Origin of the sequence: Ornithinibacillus sp. 4-3, from assembly GCF_040958695.1 — a bacterium.
GTDB lineage: Bacteria > Bacillota > Bacilli > Bacillales > Amphibacillaceae > CALAMD01.
The window spans coordinates 3,537,160-3,553,425 of record NZ_CP162599.1; the positions used below are offsets into that span (position 1 = coordinate 3,537,160).

The window sequence follows — 16,266 nt, forward strand, 5'->3', positions numbered from 1 at the left end:
TCTCACCTAGGCCTTCCTCCCACAGGAGTCTACGTATATTTCCTACGCTTTATTTGAACTTTATTCGTTTTTTATGCTAATCACATTTTTGTCTCAACCTTGCCATTAAAATCTATAACTTCTACTGAGATTTTATCTCTCTTATACCATACAGATTGCGCTCCTACCGCAAATCATTTTGCCATTAGAGCTTCTAGTATGCAAGAGATTTATTTTCTATTTTAATCATATTGGTAAAATCCGCGACCTGTTTTCTTGCCAAGCCAGCCTGCTTTTACATATTTCTTTAAGAGAGGACATGGACGATACTTGCTATCACCAAATCCTTCATGCAATACTTCCATAATTGCTAGAACGGTATCCAGTCCAATAAAATCAGCTAAGGTTAGAGGTCCCATTGGATGGTTCATTCCTAGCTTCATCACTGTATCCACATCTTCTACAGAAGCTACACCTTCATAAACGGTATAAATCGCTTCATTAATCATTGGAATTAAAATTCGGTTAGCAACAAACCCTGGGAAATCATTAACTTCTACAGGTGTTTTGCCTAAGTTAATTGCGATATTTCGAATCGTTTCATAAGTTTCTTCACTCGTCTGTAATCCTTTAATAACCTCAACAAGCTTCATCACGGGTACTGGATTCATAAAATGCATACCAATCACCTGTTCAGGACGCTTTGTTAATGCTGCAATATCTGTAATTGGTAAAGAGGATGTGTTTGTAGCTAAAATAGCATGTGCTGGTGCAATTTCATCAAGCTGCTGAAATACACTTGCTTTGACATCCATATTCTCTATAACTGCTTCAATCACTAAATCACAATCTGATGAAGCTTCTAGAGATGATGAAGATGTTAAGCGTGCCAATGTTGCTTCTTTATCTTCCTCATTGATTCGTTCTTTTTCAACCGCACGCGTTAGTAGCTTTTCTATGTTTCCTAAGCCTTTTTCTAATGCAGCTTCATTCATATCATTTAAAACAACATGGAATCCAGCTTGTGCACATACTTGAGCAATACCGGAACCCATCTGCCCTGCACCAATCACCATGATTTTCTTTATCGCCATGTTATATTTCCTCCCTCAACATTTACAAGAATTGCTTTATTACTGTTTTGGAACTTCGATAAGCATTGCATCACCTTGACCGCCTCCACTGCAAATTGCCGCAATACCAAGGCCGCCTCCTCGACGTTTCAATTCATGAATTAATGTTAAAATAACACGTGCACCACTTGCACCAATTGGATGGCCTAATGCAACAGCTCCACCATTTACATTTACCTTTTCAGGATCGAGCCTAGCGATCTTCCCACTTGCTAAAGCAACAGCTGCGAAAGCCTCATTAATTTCATATAAATCAATATCTTCCTGCGTTTTTCCTGTTTTCTCTAGTAATTTATTAATAACAAGCCCAGGGGTTTGCGGGAATTTTTTAGCCTCTACAGCAACCTCTGCATGACCTAAAATCACTGCCATAACTTCCTTACCTAGCTCTTTTGCTTTATCTTCAGACATTAATACAAATGCTCCTGCACCATCATTCACTCCTGGTGCATTTCCAGCTGTAATCGTTCCTTCTGGTCCAAATGCTGGACGTAATTTTGCTAAAACTTCTACACTTGTATCTGCACGGGGTCCTTCATCTGTATCTACAACAATTGGATCACCTTTACGTTGTGGTACCTCTACAGGAACAATTTCGTCTGTAAATTTACCTTCGTTTATTGCTTTTATCGCACGTTCATGACTACGATATGCCCATTGATCCTGCTCTTCTCGTGATAATTCAAACACTTCTGCTGTATCATTTCCATATGTGCCCATATGCACACCAGTAAAGGAGCAGGATAAACCGTCATGTATCATTAGATCAACTACACGTTTATCTCCCATACGATTACCCCAGCGTGCATCTGGTAAGAAATACGGGGCATTACTCATGCTCTCCATACCACCAGCAATAATAGTATCTTCTTCACCTAAGCGTATTAACTGATCTGCTAATGTAACACTACGTAGTCCAGAAGCACAAACTTTATTAATCGTTTCTGTTTTTACACTCCATGGAAGTCCAGCCTCTTTTGCTGCTTGACGTGAAGGGATTTGCCCTTGACCTCCTTGTAATACGGTTCCCATAATGACCTCATCAACTGTTTCACCATCTATTTTTGCGCGTTCTACTGCACTCTTTATCGCGATACCACCTAATTCAGATGCTGATAAATTTTTCAGTGCACCGCCGAATTTTCCAAATGGTGTTCTTGCTCCAGAAATAATCACTGTCTTTTTCATAATAAATTTCCTCCTCTAAACGAAAGCACTTTTATATATTCGGACAATCTCATTTGCGGAAGCATTCTTTAAAAGGTTCATTTGATTGAACGCTCGCTCATTCCTTATTTGTTAAAAAAGGGAGCATCTCTACTCCCTCATCTTCTTATTTTTACATTTGTCATTATAGCATGAATTAACTAAAAATTCATGCTGGTTATGCAATTTGTTCTTGCTCTTCTTCTACTAAAACAGATAATGCTAGAATTTCTGCAACATCCATTGTACTAATATCTTCTTCTACTTCTTTTGCTTTTGTTCCATCACTTAACATGGTCAGGCAGAAAGGACATGCACTTGAAATAATAGATGGATTTACAGCAATTGCTTGTTCTGTTCGTGCTACGTTAATGCGGTTTCCAGTTGTTTCTTCTGTCCACATTAGACCTCCACCTGCACCACAGCACATACCATTTGAGCCATGACGCTCCATTTCCACTAATTCAAGACCTGGAATGGATTTTAATATTTCACGTGGTGGATCATAAACACCATTGTACCTGCCTAGATAACAAGAATCATGATAAGTTAAACGTTTGTTAATGGCTTTTTTAGGCTTTAACTTCCCGTTCATCACTAAATCATATAAGAGTTGAGTATGGTGAATCACTTCAGCCTCAAATCCTAAATCTGGATACTCATTCTTGAAAATATTATATGCGTGTGGATCAATCGTGACGATTTTTTTCACGCCTTCTTTTTCAAATGTCTTAATGTTCTTCTCGGCAATTTCTTGGAATAAAAATTCATTTCCAATTCGTCGAGCAGTATCTCCAGAGTTTGCTTCCTTATTACCTAGAATAGCAAAGCTAATACCTGCTTCATTAAGAAGCTTCGCAAATGCTAATGCAATCTTTTGGCTACGATTATCATAAGATCCCATCGAACTAACCCAGAAAAGATATTCAAATTCCTCATCCTTCTTCTTCAGCTCTTTCGTTGTTGGAATCGATACATTTTCATCTAGATCTCGCCATTTTTCACGATCTTTCTTCGATAATCCCCATGGGTTACCTTGACGTTCAATATTCATTACAGCGCGTTGTATTTCTGCGTCCATCTTTCCTTCTGTCATTACTAGGTAACGGCGCATATCAATGATTTGTCCAACATGCTCATTCATTACTGGACAAGCATCTTCACAAGCACGACAAGTTGTACAATTCCCTAACTCTTCTTCTGTAATTACGTCACCGATAAGGCTAATGTTTTCCATTTCCTCTTTGGATGGTACTGCATTTGCACTTGAAAATGCATATGCAGGGACCCAAGAAGTCTTACCAGTTACTGCTGCTCCCTTTTCCGTTAAATGATCACGAAGCTTTATCATGATATCCATTGGGGACAGCATTTTCCCTGTTCCTGATGCTGGACACACATTCGTACAACGTCCACATTCTACACAAGCATAGAAATCGAGCATTTGACGTTGTTCAAAGTCTTCTATTTTTCCAACTCCAAAGGATACTTCTTCTTCCTCTGCTTCCTCGTCAAATTCAAAATCTAATTTTTTAAGCTTGCCAGGAACCTGCTTACTGATGAAAACATTAATTGGTGCAGCAATTAAATGTGCATGCTTTGATTGTGGTACATACACTAAAAACGTTAGTAACGTAATCGTATGTATCCACCATGCGATAAAGAAAAGAACCATTGCAGCTGTAGGAGATAAGAAGCTAAAGACTGTTGCGATCATACTTGCTACAGGCTCCGTCCAGGTTGCTCCTGTTCCATGCCAAATTTGGCCCATTCCATTTCCAATTAATACAGAAAGCATTAACGTTCCAATAAATATTAGTACTAATCCAGCTTTCCAACCTCTTTGCAGACGCACTAGCTTTTCCACATATCGACGGTAAAACGCCCATATTACAGCAACTAAAATCATTAATGTAACAAGCTCTTGGAAAAATACAAAACCAGGATACAATGGTCCTAAGGGTAAGTGTTTATCCGGTGCGAGTCCTTTAATAAACATGTCAATGGCACCAAACTGAACAAGGATGAATCCGTAAAACATCATGACATGAATAATTCCTGATTTCTTGTCCTTTAATAATTTTGATTGCCCAAAAACCATCGTCCAAACCTTTTGTAAGCGCTCTTTTATTTCCCCATCAAATTCAGACTTTTTACCAAGTCTAATGTAAGCTATACGGGTTGCTACAACTCTGACGAATAAATATAAGCCATAGATTGCAACAGCAAGGAACGCTAGCAAGTTAATGAGCAAAAATGTGTCCATTCCTGTCTCCCCCTTTGTATTAATAAAACCTCATTTCATTTCCAAATTATCTATATAACGTTAAGTATACCGAAAATTTACAACACTTCAACCATGTTGCTAAAGAAAAATGGATAAGAAAAGTCATTAAAACATAGCTATTTCTTTGTTTTTCTTACAATAAAACACCCAATATTTTCTTGTGATGAAAAAAATTAGCTTCCCTCATTTAGAGAGAAGCTAATTTTTACATTTGTTCTGGTGCACTCACACCGATAATTTCCAAAGCATTTGCTAAGGTTTGACGAACTGCTGTAATTAAAGCAATACGTGCTTGTGTTAAATCTTTTTGATTTGCATCTAAGACTTTTACCGCATTGTAGAAGCTGTGTAATAATGCTGCTAAATCATATACATATTGCGTTACAATATGAGGCATATATTTTTGAGCTGCATTTGTAACTACTTGTGGAAATTCACCAAGTTTTTTAAGTAAATCCAATTCTTTTTCCTCTACAAGCAAAGTAACATCATAATCCGCATTCAAATCAAAGCCTTGCTTCTCTGCTTGTTTTAACATCGTACAAATTCTCGCATGCGCATATTGCACATAGAAAACAGGGTTGTCATTTGATTGGGAACGGGCTAATTCTGTATCAAAATCTAACTGGGAATCATTGGAACGTGTTACAAAGTAATAACGTACCGCATCTACACCAACTTCATCCATTAATTCACGTAAAGAAACAGCATTACCTTTACGCTTACTCATTCGTAATGTTTCACCGCTCTCAAGCAAGTTTACCATTTGAATAATTTTTACCAAAAATTTATCTTTATCATATCCGAGTGCTTCAATTGCTGCTTCCATTCGCGTAATATAGCCGTGATGATCTGCACCCCAAACATTGATTACCTTATCATAGCCTCGTTCGTATTTATTGCGATGATAAGCAATATCTGGTGTTAAGTATGTATAACTACCATCCTTCTTGACTAATACACGGTCCTTATCATCACCAAAATCTGTTGAGCGTAGCCATGTTGCTCCATCTTGCTCATACACATAATTTCTTTCTTTCAACGTCTCTAATGCATCTGTAATTTGTCCATCTTGATAAAGTGTTCTTTCTGAGAACCAATGATCAAAATTAACCCGGAATGCGGATAGATCAGTTTCGATTTTCTTTAATAAGGAATTTAAACCATATTCTTTAAAATAAGCGATGCGTGCGTCTTGCGTTTCCTTTAGCCATTTATCTCCATCTGCTTCAATAATATCTTTAGCAATGTTGATAATATCTGGCCCAACATAGCCATCCGCAGGCATTGTTACTTCTTGGCCTAGTGCTTCTAGATAACGAGCTTCAATAGATAAAGCTAAATTATCAATTTGATTTCCAGCATCATTAATATAATATTCACGATCTACCTCATAGCCTGCTGCAGCTAGTACATTGCATAAAGTATCTCCGAATGCTGCACCACGAGCATGTCCTAAATGAAGTGCGCCAGTAGGATTAACCGAAACGAATTCGATTTGTACTTTTTTTCCTTCTCCAACATTTGTATGTCCATATGCTTCTCCAGCTTGAAGTACAGCAGGAATTACTTCACCTAAAAAGTCTTTCTTCATGAAAAAGTTAATAAATCCAGGACCAGCAATATCTACTTTTTCTACAGATGCTGCTTGCTTATCAAATTGTCCAATAAGCTCTTCAGCAATTTGTCTAGGTGCTTTCTTTGCGATACGTGCTAACTGCATCGCAATGTTTGTCGCAAAGTCTCCATGTGCTTTATCCTTTGGCTTTTCTAATACAATATTTGGCAATTCAGCTTCTGTTGCTAAATTCGCCTTTTGAGCTGCTACTGCAATTTCTTGTTTTAACTGATCTTCCGTTTGAGATAATATACTCACTTAGTTAGCCTCCCTTTGATACGTTAGCTTTAATTCATGCTTCCGTTCATTCATTCCATTTAATTTCACTGTATACATCAGATGCAATTCACCCTGCTCACTGTCTTTAAACTGGCTATGTTTCAATCTATTAGTAAATGTTTCCATATGAAAATTCCCATGTGGATGTTCATAAACGCCTTCTGTCATTTTTTCTTTCATAAATTGTTGGGTCATCGCAATACCACCTGTGCGTTTAATAATCACTTTTTTCGGCTGGATGGTAATCTGATTATGGATGCGTGCCCCCGTATCTAATTCTTCTTCATACTTAAGGACATGAAAATGCCGTTTCTCAAAATACTCTCCTGCATGCTCCGTTTTACTATATTCTTTTTCCCCTTGGTCTTCAATGGTCATCTCTAACCTAATCATTACTGGACCATTTTGCTGCATATATAACCGCTCCTAGCTTAAAAGAATCTTCGATACATTATTATAGTAGGAAATGGGCTTCATTTACAAGGACAAGCGACCATCAAAAATAATTTGTTTATTTTTATTTTTTAAATCCTATACTATAGCTACATAATGACATCAAATAAATCTTCTCATTAGGTTTCTCAAGATAGAAGGTTTGGTCAGTAGTTCATCTGTGCGGATTTGGAGTTAACGTCTATGAATAAGAAAAAAAACTTTAAGAAAAGAAAAAAATCTCTCCTATTTAAGCTGATTTCGTGGTTTTTTATCATCTCTTTTTCAGCATTTATCACAGTTTGTCTCATCAGCTTTATCCTTGGTCCCCCACCGTTATCGCTTAAACAAAATAGTGCGATTTACAGTGACACAGGCGAAAAGATAGCTGAAGTATCCAGTGTCTCTGGTGTAGGACAACAACACTGGATACCTCTTTCTGAAATTCCTGATCATGTGAAAGAAGCGATCATAGCTGTCGAGGATAAACATTTCTATACACATCATGGATTTGATTACTTTGGAATTATCAGGTCCATATTCATCAATATACAAGCAGCAACTTTAAAAGCAGGAGCAAGTACAATCACTCAGCAATATGCTCGTAATCTCTATTTAACTCATGAAAAAACATGGGAACGTAAATGGAAAGAAGCCTTCTACACTCTCCGATTAGAGATGCATTATTCAAAAGAAGAGATTTTAGAGGGATATTTAAATACGATTTACTTTGGACATGGGGCGTATGGAATTGAAGCGGCAAGTCAATATTTCTTTCAAAAGAACGCAGAAGATTTAACTATAGCCGAATCAGCCATGCTAGTGGGAATTCCAAAAGGTCCGACCTATTATTCTCCCTTACATAATGAGGAAAGGGCTACTAATAGACAACAGCTTATCCTCGACCTCATGTATCAGCAAGGAAAAATTACAGAGGAAGAATGGGATCAGGCAAAAAATGAAAAACTCCACTTTCAAGAAAGTGGACAAATAAAACAAACTCAGATTGCCCCATACTTTCAAGATACTGTACTAGAAGAAGCTGCTAATTTATTACATATTCCTCAAGAAGAAGTACGCACAAAGGGATATCATATTTATACAACCTTGAACAAAGAACTACAGCAAGAACTGGAAGAGAGTAGTCAGCTTGTAACAACAAATCAAAGTGAACTGGAAATCGGGGCAATGGCTATGGATCCTCATACAGGAGCAATTAAAGCGTTAATTGGTGGGAAGGACTATCAGCAAAGCTCTTATAACCGCGCAGTTACCGCAAAGCGTATGCCAGGATCAACCTTTAAGCCGATTCTATACTATGCCGCTTTAGAAAAAGGATTCAATCCTAGTACTTCCTTAATCAGCAAGCCTACTATTTTCCAGATGAATCAAGAGGAAACATATCAGCCTAGCAACTTTAACGGTTATTATGCGAATAAACCAATCACACTCGCACAGGCAATTGCCTTATCTGACAATATTTACGCTGTGAAAACATTTTTTTATGTAGGATTAGATTCATTTATTCAAACCGCTAGAAACCTAGGCATTACTAGTTCTCTGCCAAATGTTCCGTCTCTTGCTCTTGGGACTGCATCTGTCAGTGTAAAGGAAATGACAACAGCATATAGTATATTCGCAAATGGCGGTAAACAGGTTGAGGGACATACTATTGAAAAAATCGTCGACGCTAATGGGAAAACCGTGTTTACAGAAGATGCAAAAAAAACGAAGCAAATATTGCTGGAAGAAAATACTTTTGTGATAACAGATTTATTAACAGGTATGTTTGATCCTTTATTGAATGGCTATACAACAGTAACTGGAGCACCAATTATCAATGAATTAACAAGGGCATACGCTGGGAAGTCAGGCACTACTCCTTCTGACAGCTGGATGATTGGTTACAGCCCCTCTCTCGTAACAAGTGTCTGGACAGGATACGATGATAACCGCTCCATCGAAAAGGTCGCTGAACTTACCTTTGCGAAAAGAATTTGGGCAGCATTTATGGAGGTAGCTCACCAGCAAACAGAAGAGGAAGATTTTATACCTCCCAAAAATGTTATTTCTGTACCAATCGATGTAGAAACAGGCTTACTTGCTACACCTGATTGTCCAAACAGCAGACATACCTATTTTAAAAAGGGAACAGAGCCAACCGAGTATTGCACTAAACATTTAGCAGAAGATCAACAAGAAAAGGATTCTGAAAAAGGTTTAATTCAGCGGCTATTAGACTTTTTCATACGTTAAACATAAAGAGACCGACCCTAGTAGGATAGACTTCCTATCCTCTGAGTCGGTTTCTTTATTGTCCTAGTAATACATAGTCGCCCATGTATATATTATATTACAAATTCCATACAAAAAGCACAAGATTTATCGTATCAATTCATTATCTTTCACAATTTGTTCACTTTTTCAATAAAGCTTCTTTCAAGCTATCACTGGAGTTATTCCACATATCTTCGTTAAAGCTCGATAAATAATTTGCCAATAGCTCTTTAGAATAATCATCCATATGTTCAACAATAATTTTTCCTTTTAATGATTTCTCCATATGTGTTACATGCTCGCCAAGACTTTTATATGCCTTTTTATTCGGACGATCTATTCTTAACTCACTAGCTGCTACACCATAATAAAAAGGACCATGATCATTTTGCTCAGTTGTTACCCAAGCAATCCAGTATAATTTCCCGTCTGGCACCTCAGCCTTATCAGGAAAATATTTTACACGTCGCTCTATATCACTTCGAGCATGCATTGCATTCATATCCAAATAAGCATTTCCTTCATTTGGATCAATAATCACCGAAGACATATTTTCTAAGCTAATAGCACCTACACCAAAGCCACCATGTCCACTAGTGGAGTCATCATTAATAATCGTAAATTGCTGCCTTTTCTTGGGAGATGGTTCGAATTTCATGAAGAATCCTCCTTCTATTTTTTACAATAATTCTATGAAAACAGTATTTGTTTTATCGCTTGTTTTATTTCTTCATTCTCGATATTTTCTAAAAAATCTTTCGGATAATATAATTTACTATCTGTTCTTTTCTTTCTTGAAATCGCTTCAACAACATCTGAATGACTAGATAGCTCTTTTAATTCATTGTTTGGCATGGATAAATAAATCGGTACTCTTTCTTCTTCTGCCGATTCATAATAGTCATAAGGTAAATCAGATGAAGCATCAACTGCTAAATAATAAGTCGGATCTATTCCCGCTTCTGCAAAGAGCATCTCTAGTTGCTTATACGCTTCCTGCTGGAGATACGGGTCAAAATCAATATATTTAAAAAGACGACGATTTATGAAACGTGCACATAAATCTTTTAAAACAACATCTTCTTCCTCTTGCCATTGCTGAAAATAATAATGAACAATCATTTCGTCAAGACGCAAATAATCCTCCAATGAAATATTCTCCGCAAAGAAGGAAAGAAAATGTGTCGGCTGTAATTTAAATTGATAATCCATTTCATATAAATGTTTTGCACGATCTAAAATTTTCGTTAAAATCACTTCAGCACTGCGTGTCACCGGATGAAAATAGACTTGCCAATACATTTGGTAGCGACTCATAATATAATCCTCTACCGCATGCATTCCTGTTGATTTAATGATTACTTGCTCCGGAGTAGGTCGCATCACACGCAAGATTCTTTCCATATCAAAATGTCCGTAGCTAACTCCAGTAAAATAAGCATCTCTTTGTAAATAATCCATACGATCTGCATCAATTTGGCTGGAAATTAAACTAACGACTAGTTTATTCTCATATGTTTTAGCAATAACAGACGCTACTTTTTCAGGGAAATCCTCTGAAACGCGAGAGAGCACTTTATTAACTCCCGTATCCCCTAAAATAATTGCCCTTGTAAAATCCTCATGATCAATATGAAATACCTTTTCAAAGGAATGTGAAAATGGGCCATGTCCAAGATCATGAAGCAAGGCTGCACAGAGACATAGGAGGCGATCCTCCTTGTTCCATTCTGGATCGTCAGTAAAATTATTCGTCATTCGTTGGACAATCTCATATACACCTAGTGAATGATGAAAACGACTATGCTCCGCACCATGGAAGGTTAGATATGTTGTACCTAATTGCCTAATCCGACGTAATCGTTGAAACTCAGGTGTCGCAATCAAATCCCAGATCACTCGATCTCTAACATGAACATACCGATGAACTGGATCTTTAAATACTTTTACTTCATTCATTTGCTCATTTTGATAACTCATCTAATCACCCGTTTCTTGAGAGCGACTTCTATTTAATATATATTATTATATAGTACTTATGACGATAACAAAAGCAGAAGGCGTATGCTTATTGACACTTCTGTATCTGGGAGACTATTCATGAACAATATTAAGGAAATATTTCAAGACAAAACATTTCGCTGGGTAGATCATACAAAAATAAACACTTTTCAACAGATACCCTTTACAAGCATGACATCATTTGGAATTGATGATGCCTTGGCATTATCTATTAGTAATAAACTGTCCCCGGCAACAATGCGACTTTGGGTACACCCCAATACTGTCGTGCTCGGCATACCAGATGGAAGATTACCATATGTAGAAGAAGGTGTACAATTTCTTACCCAAGCAGGCTATCATGTGGTAATTCGCAACTCGGGGGGGTTAGCTGTCGTATTAGACGAAGAGGTATTAAATATTTCATTAATCATTCCAAATGCAAAAAAAATCTCTATCCATGATTGCTATGATATGATGTATCGGTTTGTTCAATATTCATTACGAGATTTAACAGATCAGATTAAAGCATATGAAATTACAGGCTCTTACTGTCCTGGTGATTATGACTTGAGTATTCGGGGTATTAAATTTGCAGGCATTTCCCAGCGCCGAGTTCAAGACGGGGCAGCTGTTCAAATCTATCTTGATGTCAATGGGAATAGTGAAAAACGCGCAAAGCTCATTCGACATTTTTATGATATTAGCTTAAAAAATCAAGAAACGAAGTTTAATTATCCTACGGTTGAACATGAAAAAATGGGATCCTTAGCACAATTATTAGGACAGCCTCTTACGATGGATGATATGCGAGAGCGGGTTCAGTTATCACTAATCGAATTAAGTGATAATGTGATTACAATGCCTTTTTCATCCTATGAACTAGAACGATTTCAAGCTCGGTTCCAGCAAATGGTGAAACGCAATGAGAAGCTGGCTGCTTTGCAGTAATTTTGATCTAGCATGACATCCTTATAAGGTTCATTAATTTGTTAAGATTGTTTCATACAAAGTTAGTAAAAAATGGGTATACTAGATATAGTGCTACATATTTTTAAATCATTTTCTTATATTATTAATCGCGTTTTATTTAAAAACTCGATTATTTTATCTAGCCATTAGCAGGTAGGAGACTTTGCTAATTAAAATTATTTTTTTAAAGGAGAGGATTATCAATGGTTGAAGCAGTAGAAACAATGGATGGTTGGTATTGCCTACATGATATGCGCTCTATCGATTGGACAGCATGGAAGGGAGCTTCTAGCGAAAAACGCCAATCAGCAATTAAAGAGTTTGAAGGACTTTTAACAGCATGGGAAGCAGTGGAAGCTGCAGAAAACGGAAGTCACGTTGTTTATAAAGTCATTGGTCAGAAAGCAGATCTTATGTTCATGTTCCTTCGCCCGACAATGGAGGAAATTTCTGATTTAGAAACAGAAATTAACAAATCTACATTTGCAGAATTCTTACTTCCTGCTCACTCATTTGTTTCTGTAATTGAATTATCAAAATATCAGCCTCAAAAAGCTGGTATTGATCCAGAAACATTACCTGAAACACAAGCTCGTCTACGTCCAATTTTACCAAAATGGAACCATATTTCTTTCTATCCAATGGATCGTCGTCGTCATGGAGATGAAAACTGGTATACACTAGAAAAAAGTGAACGTGGAAAAATGCTTTATGAGCACAGTAAAACTGGACGTAAATATGCGAATAAGATAAAACAATTCATTACCGGCTCAACAGGCTTTGATGACTGGGAATGGGGCGTAACTTTATTTGCAAATGACGTATTACAATTAAAGAAAATTGTTTATGAAATGCGTTATGATATTGCATCTTCTAAATACGGAGAATTTGGTGAATTCTTTATTGGAAACCACCTCCCTAAAGAAGATTTAGCGACTTACCTACACGTTTAATCATAAAAATAGGAGGCATCTTTGTATATCCCATTTGGATAAACAAAGATGCCTTTTTAATTTTTGGTCTCTTTTATCCCCATTATTTTTCGAGCCTCCCACTGTTTTATATGTATTCAGCTTCTAGGGTTGGCGATCATTTTTTATTAACAAAAATTAAAATTACCGATAAAAATGAAACATCTATAAAAGCCTAGCATACAGATATACAGAGTGAGGTGATAGCTTTGGCTGTTATTGCAGCAAATGAAGAGCAAGTTGCACTACTGGCAAGACTAATGCGTGCAGAAGCTGAAGGTGATGGTCAGCTAGGAATGCTAATGGTTGGAAATACAGGTATTAATCGTGTTCTAGCAGACTGTCTAGATTTTTCAAATGTCCGCACAATTACAGATATGGTTTTTCAAAGCCCCGGTGGATTTGAAGCAACACAAAAGGGCTATTTTTACCAACGTGCGAGAGATATAGATATTGAGCTTGCTAGGCGCGTTATCCGTGGTGAAATGTTTCATCCAGCAACGAGTTCACTTTGGTTTTTTCGACCTGAAGGAAACTGTCCAGAGCAATGGTTTGGCCAATGGAATACAGGTAGATATAAAGCACACTGCTTTTTTGCTCCAACCGCTAGCGAATGTCCTCAAGTATATCGATGAGAAAATTGGATATGTTCCTCATTAGCATGTTTTTTTATTTTTTCTCATAAGCTTTTATAAGATGAATTGGAGGTTTTTTAATGAATAATCAAAATCAGGTAAATCGCTCTTTTCCTTATCCATACCCTGTCTTCCCTTATTACTATCCACAATCACAGCCAGTATACCATCCGTCCTTTTCGCCGAGGCAACCACATCAGCAAGTTCAAGAAAATGTACAAAGATTTGAAGAAAATCAAGTGACTGAATCAGCAGGGGAATATCAAGAAGCAACTGAAGCACGTGAAGCTCAGTTCTCACATGATGTCCAACAAGAGCGAGAAATGCCATCTTCTGACGGCCATATCCAGGGCATGTTACCAATGCAGCAATCCTATATTGAAAATATTTTGCGTTTAAATCGTGGCAAAAGAGTGGTTGTTTATATGACCTTTCCTGATAAAAACCAGCAAACATTTACGGGGAATATAGAGGCAGCAGGTAGAGATCATATTATATTGAGTGATCCTGATTCTAATGAAAGATATTTACTGTTAATGATTTACCTAGATTATGTTTTATTTGAAGAAAGAATTAATTATCATCTGCCACAAGCTAACCCAAATGCCAATTTCTTTACAACATCTTCTCCTCGTTGAATGAAAAAGGATGACACGGGCTTCTATTTCTCGTGTCATCCATTATAGGTGTTTACTTTTACTAATGGAAGGAGCGTTCCGATGAGACATCCTCATGAAAGATACATTCTTGCTGAAATTGCCCTGACTGTTTTAGCAATTATTTGTGGGCTCCTCGCATGGATTACATCATTTATTTTCATGTTATATCTTTCCATCTACTGCATTGCTTTTAGTATCATTTGTGAAGGAATTATCGCTCTTTCCATCAGTGAAATACAACATGCATTAAAGCATGCAGCTAAAGCAGTCATACTCCTTATCATTGCTACTTGTCTATTATTTATCTGACAAAATTAGCTGATATACTTCATGATAGCGTAACCTAATAATACCCAACCAACTAAGAACAACACACCACCAAATGGAGTAATCATTGCTAATATTTTTGTACCTGTTATGGAATATAAATATAAGCTACCTGAGAATAGCAGAATTCCTGCAAAGAATGACCATCCTGCCCAAACCATACCAGCGCTTTGTATCTTCATCATCAATAACCCTGTAATAAATAATGCGACTGTGTGAAACATTTGATATTGAACCGCCTTCTCCCAGGTGTTCAACATTTTATCTGTTAATTTCCCTTCTAATCCGTGTGCACCAAAAGCACCTAGCGCTACAGCTAGGAAGCCATTAATAGCACCTAATAATAAAAATATTTTTATCATGCTACCCTTTACCCCTCTCTTAGAAATCGAAGATCGAATCTCCGTTTGCATCTTCATGATCTATTTTCTCATGTTTGTCTTCTTTACTTGCTCGTATTTCACCGAACATAGCTATCTGTTCCTGTTGAGTTGCATCCAGCGGTGAACCACTTTCTTGTTTATCCAATAATAATTCACATAGCATATAAATTTTTGATATATGAATAGTAATATCTTGATTATGTTGTTGTTGAATTTGTGCTTCCTGCAACTCTTTCATCATTTTTTGTAAAACTGTGTTATTAGAAATAGTCACACCCAATACTCCTTTTCTTTTTTATACCCTTTACGTTTAAAGTATATCATGAGAAGCATTTAGATAAACGTTAGAATCATGACAGTTTTTTTACTAAAGATTATAGTTTTCTCTTGGACTAGTTCAGTAGATGCAGGTATCTGTATTATTCCTTATTTGTTGTAGTTCTTCTTGTGATTGACAACAGATCTCTATTTTTCATTATCCTTCCTAATTTTTTAGTGTATCCTTTACATATTTTCATTAATTATTTTTTCCATCGCCATAACATCTACAAATTTACCATCAAGAATTCCTTGATTCTTAAATATTCCTACTTGGCGATATTGCAATTTATTATATAATCCTTGACCTAAATCATTAGATGGGAAAGTAAATAAAACTAACTTATAAAAATCATGATTCAATGCTTCTATCTCAAGTTGCTTCAGTAATTTTTGCCCCACCCCTTGTCCTCTAAAGTCTCGATGAATGTAGATAGAAACTTCCCCTACCCCTTTGTAAACTTCTCTAGAATTATAAGGGTTTATGGCTGACCAGCCGATGATATTTGTTTTTTCATCTTCTGCAACTAACCCAACATATCTATTTTGATGCTGGAGAAACCAAGAATCGATATCTTCTTGATTTTTTAACTTCACTTCAAGCGTAGCGACTCTATCCTCTATTCCTTGGTTATAAATGTTTAATATTTCCGATAAGTCTTTTGCTTCTACTTTTCTAATATTCATTAAATTACCTCTTCCTATATCATTAATCAATACGTGATAAAGTCAAATATACCCCAGTAAAGAGATCACTATTAGAGCTTAGAATATTCTTCTTCCTCATAG

General features: G+C 36.7%; 16 protein-coding genes. 6 read left to right on the top strand and 10 right to left on the bottom strand.

Annotation, left to right across the window (positions count from 1 at the left end):
- Positions 1-221: 221 nt before the first annotated feature.
- The 5 genes from AB4Y30_RS16990 to AB4Y30_RS17010 all read right to left on the bottom strand — a co-directional run bounded on the left by AB4Y30_RS16990 (position 222) and on the right by AB4Y30_RS17010 (position 6,916).
- The gene (locus tag AB4Y30_RS16990) at positions 222-1,073 is read right to left on the bottom strand and encodes a 3-hydroxybutyryl-CoA dehydrogenase (RefSeq protein WP_368653370.1); all 852 of its coding nucleotides are present in this window, start codon (positions 1,071-1,073) and stop codon (positions 222-224) included.
- Positions 1,074-1,112: 39 nt separating this feature from the next.
- Positions 1,113-2,300, bottom strand: a complete 1,188-nt coding sequence (locus AB4Y30_RS16995) for an acetyl-CoA C-acetyltransferase (protein WP_368653371.1) — start codon at positions 2,298-2,300, stop codon at positions 1,113-1,115.
- A gap of 196 nt (positions 2,301-2,496) precedes the next feature.
- Complete coding sequence (locus AB4Y30_RS17000; protein WP_368653372.1) at positions 2,497-4,584, bottom strand: heterodisulfide reductase-related iron-sulfur binding cluster; 2,088 nt, start codon at positions 4,582-4,584, stop codon at positions 2,497-2,499.
- Positions 4,585-4,810: 226 nt separating this feature from the next.
- Positions 4,811-6,481 (bottom strand): arginine--tRNA ligase, encoded by a 1,671-nt coding sequence (argS, locus tag AB4Y30_RS17005; protein WP_368653373.1) that lies wholly within the window; start codon positions 6,479-6,481, stop codon positions 4,811-4,813.
- Positions 6,482-6,916 (bottom strand): DUF1934 domain-containing protein, encoded by a 435-nt coding sequence (locus AB4Y30_RS17010; RefSeq protein ID WP_368653374.1) that lies wholly within the window; start codon positions 6,914-6,916, stop codon positions 6,482-6,484.
- Positions 6,917-7,138: 222 nt separating this feature from the next.
- Between AB4Y30_RS17010 and AB4Y30_RS17015 the strand changes: the two genes are divergently transcribed.
- Positions 7,139-9,190, top strand: coding sequence for a transglycosylase domain-containing protein (locus AB4Y30_RS17015; RefSeq protein WP_368653375.1), 2,052 nt, complete (start codon positions 7,139-7,141; stop codon positions 9,188-9,190).
- A gap of 160 nt (positions 9,191-9,350) precedes the next feature.
- On the opposite strand, the gene AB4Y30_RS17020 is transcribed toward AB4Y30_RS17015, so the two are convergent.
- Positions 9,351-9,869: a YwhD family protein gene (locus tag AB4Y30_RS17020; RefSeq protein WP_368653376.1), complete on the bottom strand. Its 519-nt coding sequence runs from the start codon at positions 9,867-9,869 to the stop codon at positions 9,351-9,353.
- A gap of 32 nt (positions 9,870-9,901) precedes the next feature.
- Entirely contained in the window at positions 9,902-11,191 is a 1,290-nt protein-coding gene (locus AB4Y30_RS17025) for an HD domain-containing protein (protein WP_368653377.1), read from the bottom strand.
- A gap of 120 nt (positions 11,192-11,311) precedes the next feature.
- On the opposite strand from AB4Y30_RS17025, the gene AB4Y30_RS17030 reads away from it, so the two are divergent.
- The 5 genes from AB4Y30_RS17030 (at position 11,312) to AB4Y30_RS17050 (ending at position 14,758) form a co-directional block, all read left to right on the top strand.
- A complete protein-coding gene (locus AB4Y30_RS17030; protein WP_368653378.1) occupies positions 11,312-12,163 on the top strand; it encodes a biotin/lipoate A/B protein ligase family protein in 852 nt (283 codons plus the stop codon).
- A 224-nt stretch (positions 12,164-12,387) separates the two neighbouring features.
- Positions 12,388-13,137, top strand: a complete 750-nt coding sequence (gene hemQ / locus AB4Y30_RS17035; RefSeq protein ID WP_368653379.1) for a hydrogen peroxide-dependent heme synthase — start codon at positions 12,388-12,390, stop codon at positions 13,135-13,137.
- A 227-nt stretch (positions 13,138-13,364) separates the two neighbouring features.
- Positions 13,365-13,790: a cell wall hydrolase gene (locus tag AB4Y30_RS17040; protein WP_368653380.1), complete on the top strand. Its 426-nt coding sequence runs from the start codon at positions 13,365-13,367 to the stop codon at positions 13,788-13,790.
- 80 nt (positions 13,791-13,870) lie between these two features.
- Complete coding sequence (gerQ, locus tag AB4Y30_RS17045) at positions 13,871-14,428, top strand: spore coat protein GerQ (RefSeq protein WP_368653381.1); 558 nt, start codon at positions 13,871-13,873, stop codon at positions 14,426-14,428.
- A gap of 81 nt (positions 14,429-14,509) precedes the next feature.
- On the top strand, positions 14,510-14,758 hold the full coding sequence (locus AB4Y30_RS17050; RefSeq protein WP_368653382.1) for a hypothetical protein: 249 nt from the start codon (positions 14,510-14,512) through the stop codon (positions 14,756-14,758).
- Positions 14,759-14,763: 5 nt separating this feature from the next.
- Here the strand turns inward: AB4Y30_RS17050 and AB4Y30_RS17055 are convergent, their stop codons facing one another.
- The 3 genes from AB4Y30_RS17055 to AB4Y30_RS17065 form a co-directional block, all read right to left on the bottom strand.
- On the bottom strand, positions 14,764-15,135 hold the full coding sequence (locus AB4Y30_RS17055; protein ID WP_368655248.1) for a DUF423 domain-containing protein: 372 nt from the start codon (positions 15,133-15,135) through the stop codon (positions 14,764-14,766).
- A 22-nt stretch (positions 15,136-15,157) separates the two neighbouring features.
- Positions 15,158-15,433, bottom strand: coding sequence for a YwdI family protein (locus tag AB4Y30_RS17060; protein WP_368653383.1), 276 nt, complete (start codon positions 15,431-15,433; stop codon positions 15,158-15,160).
- Between the two features lie 230 nt (positions 15,434-15,663).
- Positions 15,664-16,164, bottom strand: coding sequence for an arsinothricin resistance N-acetyltransferase ArsN1 family A (locus tag AB4Y30_RS17065; RefSeq protein WP_368653384.1), 501 nt, complete (start codon positions 16,162-16,164; stop codon positions 15,664-15,666).
- Positions 16,165-16,266 lie beyond the last annotated feature (102 nt).

Bases quoted from the DNA above. Each gene is read 5' to 3' on its own strand.
- AB4Y30_RS17065 (WP_368653384.1), bottom strand. From the start codon at position 16,164: ATGAATATTAGAAAAGTAGAAGCAAAAGACTTATCGGAAATATTAAAC.
- AB4Y30_RS17050 (WP_368653382.1), top strand. From the start codon at position 14,510: ATGAGACATCCTCATGAAAGATACATTCTTGCTGAAATTGCCCTGACT.
- AB4Y30_RS17025 (WP_368653377.1), bottom strand. From the start codon at position 11,191: ATGAGTTATCAAAATGAGCAAATGAATGAAGTAAAAGTATTTAAAGAT.
- AB4Y30_RS16990 (WP_368653370.1), bottom strand. From the start codon at position 1,073: ATGGCGATAAAGAAAATCATGGTGATTGGTGCAGGGCAGATGGGTTCC.
- AB4Y30_RS16995 (WP_368653371.1), bottom strand. From the start codon at position 2,300: ATGAAAAAGACAGTGATTATTTCTGGAGCAAGAACACCATTTGGAAAA.
- AB4Y30_RS17010 (WP_368653374.1), bottom strand. From the start codon at position 6,916: ATGCAGCAAAATGGTCCAGTAATGATTAGGTTAGAGATGACCATTGAA.
- AB4Y30_RS17000 (WP_368653372.1), bottom strand. From the start codon at position 4,584: ATGGACACATTTTTGCTCATTAACTTGCTAGCGTTCCTTGCTGTTGCA.
- AB4Y30_RS17015 (WP_368653375.1), top strand. From the start codon at position 7,139: ATGAATAAGAAAAAAAACTTTAAGAAAAGAAAAAAATCTCTCCTATTT.
- hemQ (WP_368653379.1), top strand. From the start codon at position 12,388: ATGGTTGAAGCAGTAGAAACAATGGATGGTTGGTATTGCCTACATGAT.
- gerQ (WP_368653381.1), top strand. From the start codon at position 13,871: ATGAATAATCAAAATCAGGTAAATCGCTCTTTTCCTTATCCATACCCT.
- AB4Y30_RS17030 (WP_368653378.1), top strand. From the start codon at position 11,312: ATGAACAATATTAAGGAAATATTTCAAGACAAAACATTTCGCTGGGTA.
- AB4Y30_RS17020 (WP_368653376.1), bottom strand. From the start codon at position 9,869: ATGAAATTCGAACCATCTCCCAAGAAAAGGCAGCAATTTACGATTATT.